This is a genomic window from Candidatus Paceibacterota bacterium, assembly GCA_041666545.1.
Taxonomy (GTDB): Bacteria; Patescibacteriota; Minisyncoccia; order Phycocordibacterales; family JBAYGS01; genus JBAYGS01.
In genome coordinates, this window is record JBAYGS010000007.1 from 1 (window position 1) to 19,674 (window position 19,674).

The 19,674-nt window shown below is 47.6% G+C and carries 18 protein-coding genes and 2 tRNA genes; 6 read left to right on the plus strand and 14 right to left on the minus strand.

All coding sequences use genetic code 11. The annotated features are described in order from the left end of the window. The 3 genes from WCT25_04905 to WCT25_04915 all read right to left on the minus strand — a co-directional run. A partial coding sequence (locus tag WCT25_04905; protein ID MFA6536738.1) for a DUF5011 domain-containing protein occupies positions 1-1,058 on the minus strand: 1,058 nt, incomplete at its 3' end. A gap of 368 nt (positions 1,059-1,426) precedes the next feature. Beyond that, positions 1,427-1,939: a hypothetical protein gene (locus WCT25_04910; GenBank protein ID MFA6536739.1), complete on the minus strand. Its 513-nt coding sequence runs from the start codon at positions 1,937-1,939 to the stop codon at positions 1,427-1,429. A gap of 185 nt (positions 1,940-2,124) precedes the next feature. After that, complete coding sequence (locus WCT25_04915; GenBank protein ID MFA6536740.1) at positions 2,125-3,132, minus strand: tRNA-dihydrouridine synthase; 1,008 nt, start codon at positions 3,130-3,132, stop codon at positions 2,125-2,127. Between the two features lie 79 nt (positions 3,133-3,211). Between WCT25_04915 and WCT25_04920 the strand changes: the two genes are divergently transcribed. Further along, complete coding sequence (locus tag WCT25_04920; GenBank protein ID MFA6536741.1) at positions 3,212-3,565, plus strand: hypothetical protein; 354 nt, start codon at positions 3,212-3,214, stop codon at positions 3,563-3,565. 49 nt (positions 3,566-3,614) lie between these two features. Here the strand turns inward: WCT25_04920 and WCT25_04925 are convergent, their stop codons facing one another. From WCT25_04925 to serS, 3 genes are all read right to left on the minus strand, one after another. Next, positions 3,615-5,294 carry a prephenate dehydrogenase/arogenate dehydrogenase family protein gene (locus WCT25_04925; GenBank protein MFA6536742.1) on the minus strand — a complete coding sequence of 560 codons (1,680 nt, stop codon included), beginning with the start codon at positions 5,292-5,294 and terminating at the stop codon, positions 3,615-3,617. 123 nt (positions 5,295-5,417) lie between these two features. Further along, the gene (locus tag WCT25_04930) at positions 5,418-6,254 is read right to left on the minus strand and encodes a hypothetical protein (GenBank protein ID MFA6536743.1); all 837 of its coding nucleotides are present in this window, start codon (positions 6,252-6,254) and stop codon (positions 5,418-5,420) included. Between the two features lie 5 nt (positions 6,255-6,259). Beyond that, positions 6,260-7,528, minus strand: a complete 1,269-nt coding sequence (gene serS, locus WCT25_04935) for a serine--tRNA ligase (protein ID MFA6536744.1) — start codon at positions 7,526-7,528, stop codon at positions 6,260-6,262. A 100-nt stretch (positions 7,529-7,628) separates the two neighbouring features. Here serS and dprA point away from each other — a divergent pair, with 100 nt between their 5' ends. The 3 genes from dprA to topA all read left to right on the plus strand — a co-directional run bounded on the left by dprA (position 7,629) and on the right by topA (position 12,185). Next, positions 7,629-8,492 (plus strand): DNA-processing protein DprA, encoded by an 864-nt coding sequence (gene dprA / locus WCT25_04940; protein ID MFA6536745.1) that lies wholly within the window; start codon positions 7,629-7,631, stop codon positions 8,490-8,492. A gap of 493 nt (positions 8,493-8,985) precedes the next feature. Then, on the plus strand, positions 8,986-9,192 hold the full coding sequence (locus WCT25_04945) for a hypothetical protein (protein MFA6536746.1): 207 nt from the start codon (positions 8,986-8,988) through the stop codon (positions 9,190-9,192). 755 nt (positions 9,193-9,947) lie between these two features. Beyond that, on the plus strand, positions 9,948-12,185 hold the full coding sequence (gene topA / locus WCT25_04950) for a type I DNA topoisomerase (GenBank protein MFA6536747.1): 2,238 nt from the start codon (positions 9,948-9,950) through the stop codon (positions 12,183-12,185). A 58-nt stretch (positions 12,186-12,243) separates the two neighbouring features. Here the strand turns inward: topA and WCT25_04955 are convergent, their stop codons facing one another. Together WCT25_04955 and WCT25_04960 are read right to left on the minus strand one after the other, a co-directional pair. Then, positions 12,244-12,852, minus strand: a complete 609-nt coding sequence (locus WCT25_04955; protein MFA6536748.1) for a hypothetical protein — start codon at positions 12,850-12,852, stop codon at positions 12,244-12,246. A 231-nt stretch (positions 12,853-13,083) separates the two neighbouring features. Beyond that, the gene (locus WCT25_04960; GenBank protein MFA6536749.1) at positions 13,084-14,037 is read right to left on the minus strand and encodes a ParB/RepB/Spo0J family partition protein; all 954 of its coding nucleotides are present in this window, start codon (positions 14,035-14,037) and stop codon (positions 13,084-13,086) included. Positions 14,038-14,173: 136 nt separating this feature from the next. On the opposite strand from WCT25_04960, the gene rpmG reads away from it, so the two are divergent. Continuing rightward, positions 14,174-14,332 carry a 50S ribosomal protein L33 gene (gene rpmG / locus WCT25_04965; protein ID MFA6536750.1) on the plus strand — a complete coding sequence of 53 codons (159 nt, stop codon included), beginning with the start codon at positions 14,174-14,176 and terminating at the stop codon, positions 14,330-14,332. A 210-nt stretch (positions 14,333-14,542) separates the two neighbouring features. Here rpmG and WCT25_04970 read toward each other — a convergent pair. From WCT25_04970 to WCT25_04990, 5 genes are all read right to left on the minus strand, one after another. Continuing rightward, a tRNA-Trp gene (locus WCT25_04970) sits at positions 14,543-14,614 on the minus strand. Between the two features lie 414 nt (positions 14,615-15,028). Continuing rightward, complete coding sequence (gene miaA / locus WCT25_04975) at positions 15,029-15,925, minus strand: tRNA (adenosine(37)-N6)-dimethylallyltransferase MiaA (GenBank protein MFA6536751.1); 897 nt, start codon at positions 15,923-15,925, stop codon at positions 15,029-15,031. Positions 15,926-15,927: 2 nt separating this feature from the next. Next, positions 15,928-16,009: transfer RNA gene (locus WCT25_04980), tRNA-Leu, on the minus strand. A 255-nt stretch (positions 16,010-16,264) separates the two neighbouring features. Next, the gene (locus tag WCT25_04985; GenBank protein ID MFA6536752.1) at positions 16,265-17,374 is read right to left on the minus strand and encodes a hypothetical protein; all 1,110 of its coding nucleotides are present in this window, start codon (positions 17,372-17,374) and stop codon (positions 16,265-16,267) included. 27 nt (positions 17,375-17,401) lie between these two features. Next, positions 17,402-17,716, minus strand: coding sequence for a hypothetical protein (locus WCT25_04990; protein MFA6536753.1), 315 nt, complete (start codon positions 17,714-17,716; stop codon positions 17,402-17,404). Between the two features lie 162 nt (positions 17,717-17,878). Between WCT25_04990 and alr the strand changes: the two genes are divergently transcribed. After that, a complete protein-coding gene (alr, locus tag WCT25_04995) occupies positions 17,879-19,021 on the plus strand; it encodes an alanine racemase (protein ID MFA6536754.1) in 1,143 nt (380 codons plus the stop codon). Positions 19,022-19,054: 33 nt separating this feature from the next. On the opposite strand, the gene WCT25_05000 is transcribed toward alr, so the two are convergent. Continuing rightward, on the minus strand, positions 19,055-19,396 hold the full coding sequence (locus tag WCT25_05000; GenBank protein ID MFA6536755.1) for a hypothetical protein: 342 nt from the start codon (positions 19,394-19,396) through the stop codon (positions 19,055-19,057). Positions 19,397-19,674: the final 278 nt, after the last annotated feature.

Sequence of the window (19,674 nt, forward strand, 5' to 3'; positions counted from 1 at the left end):
ATATCGGCGAGTGGGTCGTAAACGATGACGGTGCGAGTGGCGGTCGCGACATTGCCGGAACTGTCGGTTGCGGTGTAGGTCAGAGTGTAAGAGCCGACGATGGTGGTGTCGACGGAGCCGGTGACAACAACAGCCACAGATGCATCAACATTATCGGTTGCGGTCGCACCCGGATCAGTAAAAGTCGCACCCTTGGCGATGTAAATTGGATTGGCACCAGAAAGAGAAATTACCGGAGCAGTTGTGTCTGGCGGAATCACCGGCGGAGTTGTAATTGTGTATTCGATTACCACCTGACCTTTACCACCCAGGGCACCGGAATTGCCTGGTCCCGGATAACCGGCACCACCGCCACCACCAGATGCAATCCCGCCAATATTGGCCGGCGTGTTAGAAACCTGCTCGCAGTTGTTCACCAAACCACCAGTCCCGCCAGAACCAGAGAGAGACGACGCCCCCGAACCACCCGGACCAGCCTGACTGAAGCCGATAGAGCAATCAAAATTGTAGGCTCCGTTCTGGCCGAAAACACCATCGGCGCCAGACACAATTAAATCCGGGGTAGTCCCACCCAAAGCGCCACCGCCGACACCACCGGCGCCAGCAGTGCCATTGGTGACTCCGCTTACACCATCACCGCCGGCCGTCGCGCCGAGCAAAATTCCGCCCAAAGAATCCCTAAGGATTGTCGTGCCGTCGTTCGCCGAAGGATCACCAATTACAATATCAAAAACCGTACCAGCCGAAGCGGTGAAAGTTTTTTCAACATAACCTCCGGCGCCACCACCACCGCCGCCCCCGGGACCCGGGTGCCCGGCTCCATCATAAATCAAAGCCCCATCACCACCCTTCCCACCAGCTCCCCAGAGTTTTATTTTAAAACTCGAGACATTTGCAGGCACTGCCCAAGATCCACCTGCCGTAATAGTTTCAGTGGTAACTGTCGCCGCCAAAGCTGTCGGTAAAGGAAAAACCGAGAAGTTGGCAATCGCAAAAAAGGCCAAGCTTGTGAGCCAGGAAATAACCTTTAAAAATCGAGATTTTTTGCAAAAAAACATAAGCGGAAATTGATGAGGACTAGACTACTCAAAAACCATTCAGGGTCAACGGTTTTTGAAGTTTTTTTCAATTTATTTTTCGAAGGACCCGACGAAAAAATTGAAAGGACTAGCTTTTTTTTGATTTCTCTAAAAAATCTCGTGACGAAGACATAAATGTCTTTTACAAATCCTTTAGTTAAAAGATATTTTCAAAATTTAAAGGACATTTTTTTATAAAAGACATTTCCTAATTTATTCATTTAATTTTGTCCTTTATAATCTCTTAAAATGTTAGGACACAGTCTAAAATTTTTGTAAATATTTCTTTTTCCTTTGAAAAATTAAAAAACCGCCAAAATTTGGCGGGTGTCGCAGAGGCCTTGATTTCATTGGGTTTTCGCCCGATAAAATCTTGGCAAAATCAAAGGATCAACGAAGTTGGTTTGACCCAAGGTGCCAGTAAAAACATTTGTCCAATTGACTAGGTTGGTCGAGCCTTCAATCGCATAAGTCAGGCTGGGCAGGCCGACAACCTGGATTTGGCGATTCCCTCCGGAAGTCGAGGCCTTCAGTGAATAAACCAACGGCGAATTGGTGGAAGTGTAGGGGACACCATTCGAGTAAGCGGTAGCTCGGTAATAACCCGGCACAGGAGGATTGAGCTGGACCCGGGCCGGCTTGTTGCCGTAAGTGGTGGCAAAACCTGGCGCCGCCGACCAACTCGAACCGTTTGTCGACCACTCGAAAGTGTAGGACAGACCGGCCGGATTATCGACAACCAGGAAAAACTTGTTGGTTTCGACGACCGAGGTCAAACCAAAATGGACTTGAGCCAGAGACTCACGGATTGAAAACAAACAAACCAAAGTAAGAACTGCAAGGGACAGGGACTTCTTCATAAAATCCTTTCAGTGGAATTCCTATCTGCAATGTACTCGCAAAATAGATTTTGTCAACCACGTTAGAGATTTGTTGTTAGGAGTGACAATCACGAAGCCGAATCAGTTCTTACTTGGACAGTCTGAGGCAAGTTGATATCTACAGTCATCTTTGATGACCTATCTCTGACAGGGTCAACCCTGTTCTACTCTTTCGATTTGAGAAAGCCGGCGATTATTTTAGAGACCTCTTTTGAATTGTTTACCAACATCAATTTTGTCCTTAATTCTTTCGCGCCCCCAAAACCGTTCACATAAGCCTTGAAGTGTTTCTTCATCACGGCAAAGTTCTTGGTCTTACCAAAAATTTTCTCAAATAATTTCGCATGCTCAATCAGAACCTTCAATTTCTCCCCCGTAGTCGGCCTCTCCGCTCTTGAATCTTGAATCCTGAATCTTGAATCTGCTTTCTGTCCGACAAAAAGCCACGGGTTACCGAAAATTGCCCGGCCAAGCATTACCCCATCACACCCAGTTTCGCTCGCCTTCTTTCTGGCATCGGCCAAATCCAGGACATCACCATTGCCAAAAATTAGCGTCTCCGATTTTAATTTATTTCGGATCGCTACCGCAGCTTTTACCCGATCCCACCTGGCCGGAACATTAGACATTTCCTTGCGAGTACGAGCATGAACCGTAATCACGGCCGGTTCAGCGCTAAGCAAAATTGGTAGCCAGGTCTCAAGTTCATCTTTATTGTAGCCAAGGCGAGTTTTAACTGAAACCGGAATATCCGATCCGGCAGATTTAATCCCCTCTTTTGCCGCCTTGATAATTTCGAGAGCGAGTTTGGGATTTTTCATTAAGGCGGCGCCGGCGCACTGCTTCTCAATAGTTCGATCAGGACAGCCCATGTTGATATCGAGCCCGTCGAAGCCGAGCTCGGCCACCAGTTTAGCGGCCTCATACATCTTTTCAGGATGAGCCGAAAAAAGCTGAGCCACAATTGGCTTTTCGGCCTTGGTATATTCCAAACTTTTCAACAAAACTTTTCGGCCAGGACTTACGAGTCCATCAGCCGCAACAAACTCGGTCCAAAAAACATCCGGCTTGCCGTATTTAGCGATAATCCGGCGAAAAGCCGCGTCAGTCACATCCGCCATCGGTGCCAGGACCATTACTGGCTTCTTTAAATTGTTCCAAAATGACTTCATAAAATGACTTCGGATAGAGCTTAGCATGCCACATAAAGTTGACAAAGTACCCGGATTGCCTAGACTGAAAACAGAGAGGATGGAAGATTTTATGCATCATTTGATTTGTGCCGGCCTTCTGCCCGAGCACTCGTTTTATCCATGGCACTGGGACGATGAGCGACACACCTACACTACAGAATGTTCAGTTGTCGGGTGTAGCACTAAGGAGTCTACCAAAGATTTATTTCCAGGCTCCGTCACACGATTCTTGGACTCAACCGGTCAGCCCCTCAAAGACCAGGTCTCCTGCGACCACGTCTGGGGGAAATGGAGCTCGACCGCCGACCAATTCGATCTGCATAAAGACGAGTTCAGATACAGATGTATTTGCACGAAGTGCAAAGCAGAATGGCAAACCACAACCCTCTCGGCCAAGCAGACGAGAGGTTAGTGAGAGACAATATTAAAACCGCTAGCCTGACGCTAGCGGTTATTTTTATTCAGCCAAACGAAGGCTTCATGTCCACCGTGGCACCCTCGAGAGATTTGATGGTCTCGATAGCGGCAATCACGGCCGGAGAAAACTTCGGCTCCTGCAGTCCAATCAGAAACGACAGACAGCTGTTCCTCCAGGACGAGTGCACAATGCTCATGTTCACCTTTTGATCGGCGAAGGCTTGAGAAATTTGCATCAAGAGTCCCGGGTGATCTTGGCTGAATGAGAGCCTGATGGAATTGGCTTCGGCCAAATCCACAAGCATCTGAATCAAGTACTCGAAGAAGTCGAAACCTTGCTTGAGCGCCACCGGACCGAAATGGTCACGACTCGCTTGAAACTGCTCGATAAAAGTGGCCCGGTCTTTCGATGCGACCACCTCAATCAGCTGGTCGAGCTCGTTCCGAAAAGTCCGGAGGAACTCAAGCGAATGTGGATTAGCCATCTGGATTTCTGCGTACAGTTTTGGATCCTGAGTCAGAAGCCGACCCATCAAACTGATGACCACTTTGTAGAATGGGCTGGTAAAGTCCAGACTTTCGAGCACATTAACCCCGCGGGTCCTTACTGTTGCCGCCATAGCCAGAATGGCAATATGAGGCAATCCTTGGACACAGGCCACCACTTCATCATGCTCCTCCGGTGTGCTCACTTTCACATCAGCCCGCAGGTTGCATAAGAGGTCATGGAACCAAAGTCCCCAAGTGGCCAAGCGGCCAATTGTCAGTACCACCGTTTGCCCTCGCAAAGTTTTGACCGTTGGGGCGCACATCGGGTGCATCCCCACAACTTCGGCCCCAGCCTCCATCATGGCTGTGACCGGGCCAGTTTTGATACTGGTCACATCGAGCAGAAGTTGTTCCTTGCGAGCAAGTGGCGCCAAAGCCCGGATTGTCTGCTCGGCCACTTCAAGCGAAACCGCAAAGCAAACCACTTCAGCCCACTCAATCACAGCCCGATTAGACAATTCGGTGTCCACATCCGAACCACGGACTTCACAGCCAAGCTCCTCAAAGAACCGTTTGAGCCAACGGCCATAGCGACCGTTCACTCCAATAATTCCAATTTTCTTCGGAGCCAACTTGATTTTCCGATCAGCCGGAAAATCTTTCGGACCAATCAAATAAAATCTGGTCCGATTGTCGTGTCGATCAGCCATGCCCGGAGAGAGAACCTTCAATCTGTAAACCTCTCCGGCAACTCCGGAAGCGATAGCCGCAAATTGGGAAAACCTTTCCTCCTTCGCGACCATCTCCGCTGCCAGGGCGGTCGAAGCGACCGAGATTCGTTCACCGATTCCCAATTGCAACAAACTCCCCTTGCACTGCTCTAGGGCTTGGCTGTGAGAGAGCACACCCTTGATGGAATTAAAATCCACACCGGGCCGAGTCAAAAGGCAATGCGACGGAGCAAGTGACAGCTCGCCGATGACAGAGACTTGAGAGCTCCGACTCATCAACTTGAAAAGTTCCGGCACTGCGGCCGAAACCACCCCGGCCGTACTATTCTCAACTGGAACCAAAGCAAAAGAGCTATTCTCAATCGCCGTCGGAACCAATTCGTCATTTTTACCAACAAAAACCACCTCGCAATCCGAACCGAGTCCGAAGCGTGAAATCGCCTTGAGGCCGGCTTCGTGACCGTAGGTCCCTTGCGGACCTAAAACCGCAATTTTAGTGTTCATTTTTCAACCTTTCTTTTTGAAAGTACTGTTTGACAAGACACTACCACAATTGCCAAATATTGCAAACCTTTTTACTCTTCATTCGTATCATTCGTCTGAATTCGTGTATTGGTGTCGTGTTCGTTATCGCTCCTTATAAAATACTTTATTACCAAAGCGCAGATCGATGTAGTCCAACTTAGTTGTACTGGCCTTGAGATTCAAGTCATTATCATTCCAGACCGAGCTTAGATTATCAAAAGTCTTACCTAAAGTCTGACCACTACCGACGATAATTTTACCGCCGGCCTCCAGATAAAGTTCAAGATCACCATTTTGATTAGAATTAATTTTATTAACCAAAATACCTGACCCCCGCAAGGAATCGATAAAAAAGGCCAGCTCTTGAAAATTAAAATTTGATTTAAATAATTGATTGGTAAGATCGCCAGATTCGCCATTAAAATATTTCAAATAAGTTTGGCCGGAAAAAACAGGCGCTAAAGCGAAAGCTCGGCCGGTTTCATCCATTAGATAACAGCTGGAAACTGCCAACTCACTTGCCACTCCGTCACACCAAAGAAATTTGGGCTGGCGTTCGGCAATGCGGACCAAAATAGAACTTAGGCCCTGGCGAGCCACCGAGACACTGGCGACTCTGGGAAATTGGACCAGAATATCTGACTCAATCTTAGACTTTGGGAAAGTGACGATATTATTTTTAGAAAAAAACCAGAGAAAATTTCCAGAGGTCTCCTGACTGATAACCTGCGACAGATAATAATCACCAACTGCCTCATTGCCAGAAAAATTGATTTCGGCAATCTGCAAAGGTTTGAAGTGCGTGAAAAAGCTTAAAACAAAAATCCAAAGCAACAAGTCAAAAGAAATCAGACCAAAGTGAACCCAAAATGCTTTCCGCTTTTTCTGCAAAACGGCTTTGGGACGGAAAGCGCGTTGCCGGCTTTGGTACATGTTCATACAAACTAAGACTTGGGACCGATTTTATCCTTGCCGACATACGGTCGCAAAACCTCTGGCACAATAATCGAGCCGTCAGCTTGCTGGTAGTTTTCAACCAATTGAATCAAAACCCTAGGAGTGGCAATCGCCGTATTGTTTAAGGAGTGAGCAAAACGCATTTTGCCGTCAGTGTCTTTATAGCGAATATTGAGACGACGGGTCTGGAAATCATGGAAATATGACGACGAGTGAGTTTCGCGATATTTATTCTCTGAGGGCACCCAGGTCTCGATATCATATTTTTTAACTTGGCCAAGTCCCAAATCGCCACCACAATTGACCACTACATGATAGGCCAAGCCGAGCGACTGGATAAAATCCTCGGCATTTTTTGTGAGCTCCTCGTGGAATTTGACCGAGGTTTCGTGACTGGCCTCGCAGAGCACCACTTGCTCCCATTTGTAAAATTCATGAACCCGCATAAGGCCCTTGGTATCTTTGCCATGACTGCCCGCTTCCCTTCTGAAACTTTCGGAAAATGACAAAAACTTTTTCGGTAATTCTGATTTGTCCAAAACTTCGCCAGAGAAATAACCCATAGTGGCCACCTCCGCCGTACCGGCGAGATAATCCCCGTCTTGAGTCTTGTATAAATCTTCCTCGCCTTGCGGCAAATAACCGGTACCCATCAGATTTTCCCTCTTAGCGATTGACGGCACCAGCATCGATTCAAAACCGCGTTGGCTGAAAAAATCCAAAGCATACTGCCAAATGGCAAAATTTAGCCGAACCGCGTCATTCTTCAAATAGTAGCCACGAAAACCCGAGACCTTGGCCCCACGATCAAGATCAATCATGCCGAGAGCCGTCATTAACTCAATGTGACCTTTCGGCTTAAAATCAAATTTTGGAATTTCACCCCAAGTTCGAACCTCGACATTTTCAGCGTCACTCGCACCCTCTGGCACCGACATGTCGGGCAGGTTAGGTACCTGAAGCATCTGCAGTTGCCAATTTTTCATTATTTCAGTCAATTCGGCTTCATCCTTCTGCAAGGCCTCCTTGACCGATTTCATTTCTGAAATCAAACCGGCTTTAGCCTCCGGCGCGGCTTTAACAATTTTTTCGTTAAACGAATTCTGCTCGGCTCGCTTTTTTTCGACAGCTACGGTCAGTTCTCGTCTTTTCTCATCAATTTCTAGCAATTTGGCCGCTTCAAAATCCAAGTGCTTTTTCTTGGCACCCACTTGGATTAGGTCTTTATTTTCTCGAATGAATTTAATGTCTAACATGGGAATGGGTATAGAATTGGTATAAAGTATATAGTAGATAGTATATAGTATGGAAGAAAAAGAAAAAAGCTCAGGAAGAGTGTTATTATATTGACTGATTATGAATCCTTTAATCAGAGAGCTTACTCCTGATGAATTTCCAAAGAGGCTTTTGGAAATTCCCGACAAGCCGAAAAAACTATTTATTAGAGGCCAGATGCCACCGGAAGATTATAAGTGGCTGGCCGTCGTCGGCTCACGCAAATACACTCCTTATGGTAGGCAGGTCTGTGAAAAACTGATTGCCGGCCTGCACGGCCAGCCGGTCGTAATTGTTTCCGGTCTAGCTTTGGGAATTGATGCTTTGGCCCACGAAACTGCGCTTGATAACGGGCTTACCTGTGTTGCTGTGCCCGGCTCCGGCCTTGATCCTAAAGTAATTTATCCCGCCAGCAATTATCAACTGGCGGAGAGAATTATCGATAAAGGCGGGGCTTTGCTTTCGGAATTCGAGCCTGATTTTCAAGCCACAACCTGGAGCTTCCCTCAGCGCAACCGAATCATGGCCGGACTTTCCGACGCGATTTTAGTAATTGAAGCCGAGATTAAATCAGGAACTCTTATCACTTCCCGCCTGGCCACCGACTACAACCGGGAAGTAATGACTGTCCCCGGTTCAATTTTTTCTTCAACCTCCGAAGGTCCTCATATGCTCATTCGTCTGGGCGCCACTCCGATTACAACCAGCAAAGACATTCTCGATGCCCTTGGTTTGGTATCCGATTCGCCGCTTGCGGTGGAAGATAGGTATAAAGATATTTCTATGGAAGAGATGGCGATTATTAAACTTTTGGCCATCCCAACTTCTCGCGATGAGCTAATTCGTAAATCCGGCATGTCGGTCTCGCGAGCCAACAGTCTACTCTCCGTAATGGAGATCAAGGGTTTGATTAAAGAAAGTCTGGGAGAGATAAGGCTGAGCTAGTTTGTAGTGAGTAGTGTGTAGTGAGTAGTAAGTAGTTAGTAGAAGGAGTGAGTAGTTTTGTTGACAAGAAGTAGTTTAGGACTACAATTCGAAGTGGAACAAAGGACAAGGCAACATTGTAGGTGTCGGTTAGTGGCCGTGGCTGGTAAATCTGGACTGACATTATGCACCGGGTTCGAGTCCCGGAGTCTGGCGAGTACTAACTGTTCGAGTGCGTAGATGAATAGGTGGGAGGCGCCGATGGCCGTCTTTCGGGATGGCCGGAGCCAAAAAACAAGCAAAGTCACCAGTAGCCATAACTGGTCATGCTGTGAAATACCACCCTTCAAACAGGCCGAAGCCTAACGACTGAAAAGAGACTGCCAATCTCACTTGTCGTAAAGCAGGCGGGACAGCCGTTCCGGACCGTCGAAGTTCTCACGCTTCGACGGTCTTTTCTTTTCCAGAAAAGAATGTATTATGAAATATAGACAGTCACACCGAAAGAACAACTATGCCTGAATACCAATTAAGCAGAAAAACATTCGCGGTGGAAAGGATAATCGCTAACCTGGCTGATGGCGACACGGAATTGGAAAGGCGAGCTTTGGTAATCTCCAGAAATAGCCAGGGCACCCTCCCGCCCCACCTCTGCGTTGAAAATGCCAAACAGGACATGGCCGAAGAAACCCTCGCCAAGATTGAGGTTTCTCCAGCTTGAGCCGTTGCCCACCAAGCACACACCGCCAGAGTCAACCTTTGGCGGTTTTCATTTTTGGCTTGCAAATCTAATGATAAGGAGTATCGTATTAGACGGAGCAAATGGTCCGGCTGAATACCGCAACTCATAAGTGGAGAGACTGCCAGTTGGGTAAAAAATGGAAACTCGTCGAGCATCCCCCATCCCACAACTCTCCTACCAAGGCTAAGGGTGTCGACCTTTGCGGTCGATTATCGTAAAGCCTCGACACCTTGCATGCGAAGCGCGAGGTGCCGTGGTATATGGTGCGGAATTGAACGAAAAGCATCGGCCAACTTCGCTGCTTATTGGGACAACGCACGCGCCCCAAAAAATCGGGGTCGCCAAGAGCGTCGGAAATCCCTCTCATTAGCAGGAAGGGTCGATGTTATAGTCTCGCCCTAGGAAAGCGATCGTTCAGCGGAAAAATCAGTCACCCCTTTACTCCAAATCGCCCCAGACGCGCACGCGCGTCTGGGGCACTTCTTTTTCTAAAAATTTGCCAAAAATTTCTATATCGCCTGCCCCGTTAGACATTCTCACTGCGCGAAAACTTGCCACAATATATAATCTGTGTAAATCTTATAGACAATCACGTTGAGATTTATTTTTTGAATATCTAACGGGGTGAATAATACTTAGTGTCAATGATGCCAAATCCCGTTAGAGATTGTTCGTAGGAACGAACGGGACCTTCGGGGCAAAGCTGGAGGACTTGAGTAGTAGTAAATTATCAAATGCAAGAACCTAAACAAAAAATCTCTAACGGGACAAGACTACTAATCGTCGAGTCACCGGCAAAAGCGAAAACTATTTCAAAATATTTGGAAGGCAAATATGAAGTAGTCGCCTCGGTCGGACACATCCGCGACTTACCAAAGAGCAACAAAAAGGCCATCGACATCGAGGGCGGTTTTATCCCGCACTATGAAATCTCTAAAGGTAAAGAGAAAGTTGTCGCCGGCATTCGAACTGCCGCCAAAAGCGCGAGCGAAATTATCCTCGCGACCGACCCCGACCGTGAAGGTGAAGCGATTGCCTGGCATATCGCCGAAATCATTGGAAATGATGTCGGCGAGTCCAAAGTTCAAAGTGCAAAGTTCAAAAGTAAGATCAAAAGAGTCGTCTATCACGAAATTACCAAAGACGCGATTCTTGAAGCCTTGGAAAATCCGCGCGAGATTGATCAGAATCTGCGGCGCGCCCAAGAGGCGCGCCGCGTCCTCGACCGTCTGGTTGGCTACGATCTCTCCGGCTTAATTTGGAAAAAGGTTCGCTATGGCTTATCGGCTGGCCGAGTCCAATCCCCCGCTCTTCGCATCCTAATGGAACGCGAGCGCGAAATTAAAGCCTTTAAGCCGGAACAATTCTGGGTTATTGAAGCACAAACAGAAACTAAACTAAAAGACAAGATTACTTTGACTTGTGTCGAGGAACCGCGCGATCAAAAGTTGGTTGAGAAAATTCTTACAATCGGCAAAAAAGAAGCTTGGACCATCACCGACGTTTCCGAGTCCGAAGCCAAAAGATCACCGAAAGCGCCCTTCATCACTTCGACCCTGCAACAGGCGGCGAGTTCCCGCCTTGGCTTTGCCCCGTCACGAACTATGGGCATCGCCCAAAAACTTTACGAATCCGGTCTCATTACCTACATGAGGACCGACAGCACCACCTTGAGCAAGCAGGCTTTGGGACAAATTTTCAGCCTGATTGAATCAAACTATGGCAAGGAATATTTGAGCCCCCGCACCTTTGCCGCCAAGAGTAAAAATGCGCAGGAGGCCCACGAAGCCATCCGCCCGACTCACATCGGCACCAAAATAGCCGGCCACACTCCGGAACAGCAAAAACTTTATGAACTAATTTGGCAAAGAACTGTTGCCTCCCAAATGACGGATGCCAAGATTATGCGCGCCAAAATCACCGCTCATGTCGGTCCGGCCGATCTGCCCGATTTTGCTGTAAACGGCTCGCGAGTAATTTTCCCAGGCTGGATTGCAGCCGATCCCGACGCTCGAGGTGAGGATGTTATTTTGCCCCAGGTTAAGGAGGGTGAAACTTTAAAATTGCTCGACTTGTCGAGTCAGGAAAAATTTACCGAACCACCACCAAGATACTCCGAAGCCGGCCTGGTCAAAGAATTGGAGAAACGCGGTATCGGCAGGCCTAGTACCTATGCTTCGATTATCAAAACTATCGAGGAGCGCGGTTATGTGACAAAAGAAAACAAGGCGTTGAGACCAACCGATACCGGCGATGTGGTCAGCACTTTCCTTGAGGAAAATTTTGCCAACTATATCAGTGATTCATTTACTGCAGAAATGGAAGACGAACTGGATGATATCGCTCTGGGCAAACGCGAGTACGAAAAAACCTTGCGTGATTTTTACAAACCTTTCCAAAAGGAAGTTAAGTCCAAAGAAAAATTGGCCAAGGCCACCAATCTTGGTGATGCGCCGGCTGAATTTAAGTGCCCGGTCTGTGGCGGGCCGATGATTATCAAACTCGGACGAGCCGGACGATTTATGAGTTGTGCCAAATTCCCAGAATGTATGGGTGCGCGCACAATTGACGGCAAGGAACTGGAGGGCCCGAAGGAAACCGGCGAAAAATGTCCGGAGTGTAAAGATGGAAAATTGATTGAGCGCGATGGCAAATTCGGTCGCTTCATCGCCTGCAACAATTATCCAAAGTGTAAGTACATCAAAAAGGATCCTGAACTTGAGAAGCAGAATTCAACCGGCGTACAGTGTCCTGTTTGCAAGGAGGGCTACATGATGGCACGACGCGGACGCTTCGGCGTATTTTACAGCTGTTCAAAATATCCGGATTGCAAAAACGCCATTAAGGCCATGCCGACCGGCAAACTTTGTCCGATGTGTGGAGCCCTGATGATGCAGGGGACGAAGACCATTCCTGAGCGCTGCTCAAACAAGGCCTGCCCAAATCATAATCCGCATAAATTGGGAAAATAAAATTTTAAAAAACACCCTGATTTGCATCGGGGTGTTTTGAATTTTGTGCTGACAGAATTCAAGAGTGGCGACATTCGCCAAAATCTTGAGGCCAACATTCCTCCTCATCATCGAGGCCGGAAACTCCATGAAGACCGAGCCGACCGGCACTCGCCCGGAGCATCGTCTGCAGATGCTCCGCCGCCACAAAGGCGTTCGGGCTCCAATAACTACAGTTGACCAGCGAGTCCGCCACCGCGGCATGTTGAGGTAGAGGCAGGACATCATAGACCTTTATCTCGTGACCAGCCGAAGCCGGCCTGATCAGACCCAAGAGTCCTCGGAAGCCCCCACAGTGAACAATCTTCCGATGGACCGCCACATCCAAATCTATGGGTGGCAGGTGTGACAAGGCTCCGTCAATCGGCCAACACGGAGCGCCATCATGAATACCGACAATCGGCTGATCGCCGTGAAGAGCCGACCAGGCCAGAGCCGACCTCTTGAGCTCCTTGAGCAAAGCAAAGATATTCGGATGTGTGAATTCCGCAACCCACAGAGCATGATCGTGCTTGGGAATAAAATTATTCCACAGAAAAGCCCGAAACGATTCGACTTCCGGAACTTCGGACCGGCCGAGCAGTGGGAAGTGTCCGAGATGGATGCTTAGGGAAACAATGCGCTTCATAGGTACAATTTGTAAGGAACAATCTTTTTGCTTCTCATCTCAATACCGAAATGGCATTAAGTAAAACAAAAGTAGCCCTAGGGCTACTTTTTGACATCGTTTAGTTTGGAGAAAATGGTTAAACAATAGCAAGAAGCAACCCTCGGGAGAGGTTCATGGTCTTCTTGCTGGTTTTTAATGCCATTTTTGACATGGAAATAGTCTACCAGCCAGGCTGGAATTTCGCAAGTGTTAGATTGAAAAATTCTTAACCGAGTAAAGCTCGTCATTTTCCTCGGCCTCTTTTTCTACCTCACTTCGGTCGTCAACTGCCACCGGCTCACTGGTGACTGGCGCGCTTGCCGGCGTAATCTTGGCCATTTGAGTTTTCTTTTCAATCGCCTCCAAGATACTTCTAAGATCTGCCGGAGAAGCGAAGTCTATTACGATTCTCCCACCCTCTTGCCTCTTGTCTATTCGCACTTTGGTACCGAGCGACTCGGCCAACTTGCCTTCGATATCAATATACTCCGGCTCAAGCGGATCCGGCTTCCTCTGCCTTTCGACGGCGATGCGACGAGCGATATTCTCTGTCTCGCGGACAGTCAATCGCTTGAGCATAATCTCCTTGAACAAAACATTTTGCTCTTCCGGCCTGTCGGAAAGCATGAGAAGCGTTCTGGCGTGACCTTCGGAGATTTTGCCTTCGGTCAAAACACTGATTACTTCTTCCGGCAAGGACAACAGACGCAGAGTGTTGGAAACATACATTCGGCTCTTGCCGATTTTCTGCGCAATTTCGTGATGTTTCAAATTAAATTCCTTGGCCAGTCGGTCAAAAGCTCGTGCCCGATCAACCGGGTTCAAATCTTCTCGTTGGAGATTTTCAATAATTGCAAGCTCCAGCTTCATCTTGTCACTGTCTTCCTCACTGCGAATCAAAACGGGCACTTGTGAGAGACCGGCCAACCTCGAGGCACGCAAACGGCGCTCGCCGGAAATCAATTCGTATTCAACAAACAGGCCACCGTCTTCTTTGATTTTTTCTTTTCGGCTGACAACGAGCGGTTGCAAAATACCGTATTGGCGAATTGATTCGGCCAAATCTTTGAGACGAGCTTCGTCAAATTCCTTACGCGGTTGAAAAGGGTTGGGAAAAACCTTCTCAACTTCAACCCAAAATATCGAATTATTAAAAAAGGCCATTGATTTAAATAGTTATTAGTCATATTCTAACACATAATTTAAGACATCAAAACGCACTTGTCTTTTCAAAGGAAGTCTGATAGTATGGCACCTGTCCCTATTTTCCATTTTGAGATTTAATTTTTAATTTTCCCCTATGTCCCAAGATCAACTAATCAAATTGGCCTGTACCAAGTGCAAACGCATCAACTACTGGAGCCGAAAGAATAAGAAAAAAGTTGAGCGCAAAATCGAGCTCAAAAAGTTTTGCAAATGGTGCAAAAAGCAGACTCCTCACAAGGAAGCCAAGAAGTAGTTAAAAACCGCCTTGAAGGCGGTTTTTAACTACTTAATTTCTAGCATTCTAAAGGCGGGTCCGCCGATAACTCTCGGCTTACAGCCGCAGTACCCTTGTTTGGATTTTCCCATCACCTAGGAAGGCTCGACAAAATACTCAAACAGGCTTCGAGTCTCGGACAAAAGTGCTCCCCAGCACTTTTTCGTATCCTCGTTGCTTCGCAACTTGCGGGTCCGCCGAGACTCGAACTCGGAACCTCGGTTTTGGAGACCGATGTTTTACCATTGAAACTACAGACCCATGGAAGTATCCTAGCAATTTTCACAACTTTAGCCAAACACCTATTACCTCACCACACCGCCGTATCAATCTATTCTACCATTCGCGCGAATAAGCCCATTAGACGAAAAGAGTGTGACCAACCGAGGTATAGTTGCACCATCGAAATTTTTGTGGTTATAACTATTTAGAACCTTAACAAAGGATTCTCTATGCCAAGCACACAAAATGAACCCGGGGTCATTCCTGTTTTTTCAGGTACCCAGCTCCGAACTCGACGACCAAGTCGTCCGAGTCATTACCGAAGAAGCGGCCTTCGTGGAGTCCTGTAAGGGACAATCCCGGATGCTGATCTGTCCCTTGCCGGAATAAGCATCTGCGCTCCGCTTCACCCCTCCGCCCTCGTGGCGGAGTTTTTTGTTACGATATATCGTACTATTCTGCCAAGATAAATTTTCTCACAGTTTGGACAATCCTGCTTGAATCCTTAGGCTCGAACCACTTAATATTTTTATCTCTTCTAAACCAAGTCATTTGGCGCTTGGCGTAGTGCCAAATCGCCGACTCAAGTTGTTTGACCATTTCCTCTTTTGAGATTTCGCCCCTCAGATATTTTGCCTGAAAACGATATTCCAAACCCAAATCCTCCATTCTCTTCCAAGAGAGGCCAGCACGATGAAGCTTCGTCGCCTCACCAATCATCCCCTCCCTAATTCGCGCGAATAGGCGAATAGAGATTCGCTTCTTTAATTTTTCGGCTGGCAGATTGAGGCCGATTTTCAAAACATTATATTTTGATCCAAAAAAATTAAACTCTGGGACTTTTCCAATAGCCCTGGCAATTTCAATTGCCCGAATTAGACGCCTAGGGTTATTCTTATCGATCTGACTCGCCCTTCGGGGGTCGAGCTTTTTGAGTTGCTCAAAAAGCTCTGCCGTAGTTTTTCTTTCCAACTGTCGGCGAAGTTTCAGGTTCGGCGGAACCTCGGGAAATTTTTGTCCGCTTAAAATGCTGTCGATATACAAACCGGTACCGCCACAAATTATCGGCAATTTACCTTTAGCCAAGATTTGCTCGACTACGTGACCTGCCAATTTCTGATAGTCGGAAACTGTAAAAACTTTCCTGGGCGAAACCACATCAAGCAAATGGTGCCTGACGCCTTTCATCTCCTTTTTGGTAATTTTGCCCGTGCCAAGATTGAGTCCTTTATAGACCTGTCTCGAATCGGCGGAAATCACTTCCCCGTTAAATTTTCTGGCCAAAATAACCGCCAGATTACTCTTGCCGGTGGCAGTTGGTCCCAATATCACCAAAACCTTACTTTTCATTGTGCCGGGAGAGAGAATCGAACTCTCAAATCTTTCGATGCACGATTTTGAGTCGTGTGCGTCTACCAATTCCGCCATCCCGGCTTACGGGCCAATCTTCTATGTTTTAAGCCAATTACCAAATTAGTCTAGCAGAAAATATTGGCCACGCCAATATGGGTCAAAAATGACTGACCGGACCACTGCACTAATTTCTGCTATCGCAGAAATTAGTGCAGTTGGAGAATTTTTTAGAGGATAAGAAAAACCCCAAAACAAATTGGTAAATTTGTTCGGGTAAAATAAAAGCCCGCGAAGCACCTGCTTCGCGGACATGATGAAACTCAACCTTGTTTAGGTTTAGCCCTTGCCGCCGCCACCGTTGTAGGGCGGATAGTACTGCTGGGGACCCTTCAGATTTTTCCAGATCGGGACGATATAATACGTCCCCTTCTTGAAGTGGAGAATCGGATAACCCCAGCTCGCCGGATCGTAATCCAAAAGGGCTGGCACCGCCTGCCCTTCCGCGCGAATCGACAACTGGATCGGGGTTTCTTTGGGCGTAAAACCGTGACCCCAATCAAACCCCGGCTCCGGTACGGCAATCACAATCTGGGAATCTGCGTCGTAATCGAAGGTGGCCACAATGGTCGGGGGCACACCGTTCGTCACGAGGACATAGATGTTTCCGTAGAGAAGATTACCGTTGCGAACCGCTACGACGCCGTCGATGCCAACATCGAGTGCCGCCGCAGTTTTGGTTGTGCCGGTCGGTAGTCCAGTCTTCAGGTTGTAAACCGTCGAAACCGGATTGCTGCCATTCCAAGTCGAGAGAATAACTTCACCGCCCAGACACTGATCAGAAGAGAAGTACGACGGCCAATAGAACTTGCCGTCCGCTCCACCTTCGAGATAGGTGTCCCGAATGATGTTGCCATTCTGGTCGCGCTCGAGCACTCTCACGCTCGTCACGCCAGGCAGATAAATGGGTATTTGGCTATTCATCTGCAAGGACACCTTGAGAGCATCATTGGGGATGAAGTACCCGCCACCATCATTCGTCAACTTGAAGGAATTGTACGCCGAAAAAAGCGTATCCCCGTCATTGTTTTGAATACCGGCGTAGGCCCAGCACCAATCGACAGCATTGGCCACCTCCAAGACCAGTGGTCTGCTCGAGAGAATCGCCAGGATCTTTTTGGGATCGGTCCCGGAATCATCACGAACATACTGCTCCCAGATGTAGTTGCTGTACGTGCTCGCCGGCACCGAGGACTGCGACCAAAGCGACGCGTAGACCTGCGTCGACTGCTCCAGCGCATAACCCCGAAGCACTTCAATCGAGCCAATCTGCAAACTTTCAGGCATCGTAACAGCCGGAACCTGAATCGCCGTAGTCTCCGCCCGAATGCACTGCACCGACACAAACGCCGCCAAAATGACGGCCACTGCGTACTTGATGATTTTCATTTTTTGTCCTTGTTTCTTTTCTGACGTTTACTGCCGTTTCTGCACTTCCGCCTTGGACTTAATTTCCGGGGGCGAAAACTTTTGATTTTGATCAAAGGACGGCGCAAGTGTCCCTTCGAGGACAATGCTTGTTGTTGAAGTCGTCGGCTGGGTCTTGATTTTCGTGTCCGCATGAGGCATCGGCCCCTTCGGAGTTGCGACCCACTTGACGCCCACTTGTGGCGTCACGATCACCGCGGTCGCATCTTTCGAAACATGTTTGGGAATAATGGAATACACCCAATAGCCGACAAGAGCAAACGCCAACGCAACAACTAACCGCACAGATAATCTCGGTTTCATTATTATTTTAGGTTGAGTTTTCAAGGGTTTTGGGCGAATTGGTCGCCAAAAACCTAACTAAAAAGCCTTTGGTAAGGCCGTCTGTAGCGACTATACGCTATCATTCAACTAATGTCAACCGAGCGACCGAACTTGGGACAGATGCTATAATTCAGAAATCCTATGAAAAATTTCCTGAAAAAAATCATTCGGACCAAAAGGAATTACGACCCTTTGATTGAAATTCACATTTCTGCCGAGACTTTAAAGAACAATTTGGCGGAACTCCGAAAGATTGGTGAAGAAAAAGGTGTTGCGCCAGTTTTAAAGAGCAACGCTTACGGACACGGCTTAGTCGCGGTCGCTAAGATTTTAGAAAATGAACCGAAACCTTTTTTTGCGGTTGATTCTTACTTTGAGGCCACGGCCCTAAGACATGAGGGTATCAAATCCCCCATCTTGATTATCGGCTACACTCGAAACGAAACAATTGCCGGCAACAAATTGAATCTAGTCGCCTTTACAATCACAAGTTTAGAGCAACTAAGAGATTTGTCCGAAAATTTGAGGCGACCTGCCATCTGCCACCTTAAAATTGACACCGGCATGAATCGACAAGGTGTAAGAGCAGAAGAATTGGCTGAATCAGTCAAACTTATTAAAGCCAATCCAAGAATTGAGCTAGAAGGTTTAATGTCACACTTTTCTAGCGCCTCGAATCCGGAGCAAAGCTTTGCCAAAAGTCAGATTGAAAAATGGAATCAGGCAGTAAAATTTATCCGCAAGGAATTTCCAAACCTAAAATATTGGCACCTCTCGGCGACCGGCGGCCATCTTTTTACTAATGAAATTGACGCCAACGTCACAAGAGCCGGCATCGGACTTTACGGCATTTCACCGAGTGAAAAATTAGCAACCAAGATTAATTTAAAGCCGGCCCTTTCGGCCGACTCGATAATCACCGGAATTAAGAAAGTTAAGACTGGCGAATATATCGGCTATGACTTGCTTTACAAAGCCGAAAAGGATTTGACTGTCGCCACAATCCCTTTTGGCTATTTCGAGGGAGTTGATAAGCGACTGACTAACAAAGGATTTGTGAAAGTCAGCAGTCGTGACTGCCCGATTGTCGGCCGAGTCAGCATGAATATTACGACTATCGATGTGAGCGGGATAGATGATTTAAAACTTAATTCATCGGTTAATATCGTGAGTTCAAATCCGCATGACCAAAACTCAATTCAAAATATTGCCAAGATTTGCGGTGCCAGTCCTTATGAAATTTTGGTGCATATTCCGGAGCATCTAAAAAGAGTGGTAATTTAAAAGCCCGACCAAAAAATTTGATCGGGCGAACGCCTATTCCTTATCCTTTTGGACGGCCACGGCTTCAAGGCAGGTCTCGATGAACTTCTCGGTCGGAAGATAGCGGTCGCCAGAGACTTCCAGATAGCCATTTTTCTCAAACGACCGGTCAAGAAACATAATCACCACCTGCGCCGAAAGCGAGGTGCGGGCGCAAATCTCCCTTAAAGTCAGGGCACGCCACACATTTCTGGTATAGCAGGCTGAAACAATCGCCCAGGCGATGTCTTGTGAGATGATGCACCAGCAGGAAGATTGTATGCTGTCATCATCGGCCCGACTATGGATATCCCTCGGCTTAATCTCTGAAGCGAGCTTATTGGTCGGAGTCTTCATATTTTCTGCTTTTGACAGTAGCACAAGATTTGCGAAAATTCAAAAAACCGGTAAAAACCGGTTTTTTGAATTTTTGTGGTCAGGGATAATTTGTTTGCCGTCGCAAACAAATTTCCGCGACCCTGCCTCGCCCGTTTTGCTTGTTAGCAAAACATCGCTCCGGCTCGCACAGGTACGAAAAAATCTCCAGCAGTGGAGATTTTTTGTCTTGTGGCCACAGCTCTCACTCGACCGTCGTCTCGTTCGGCCGCGACCCCGCCTCGCGACCCACCGAAACG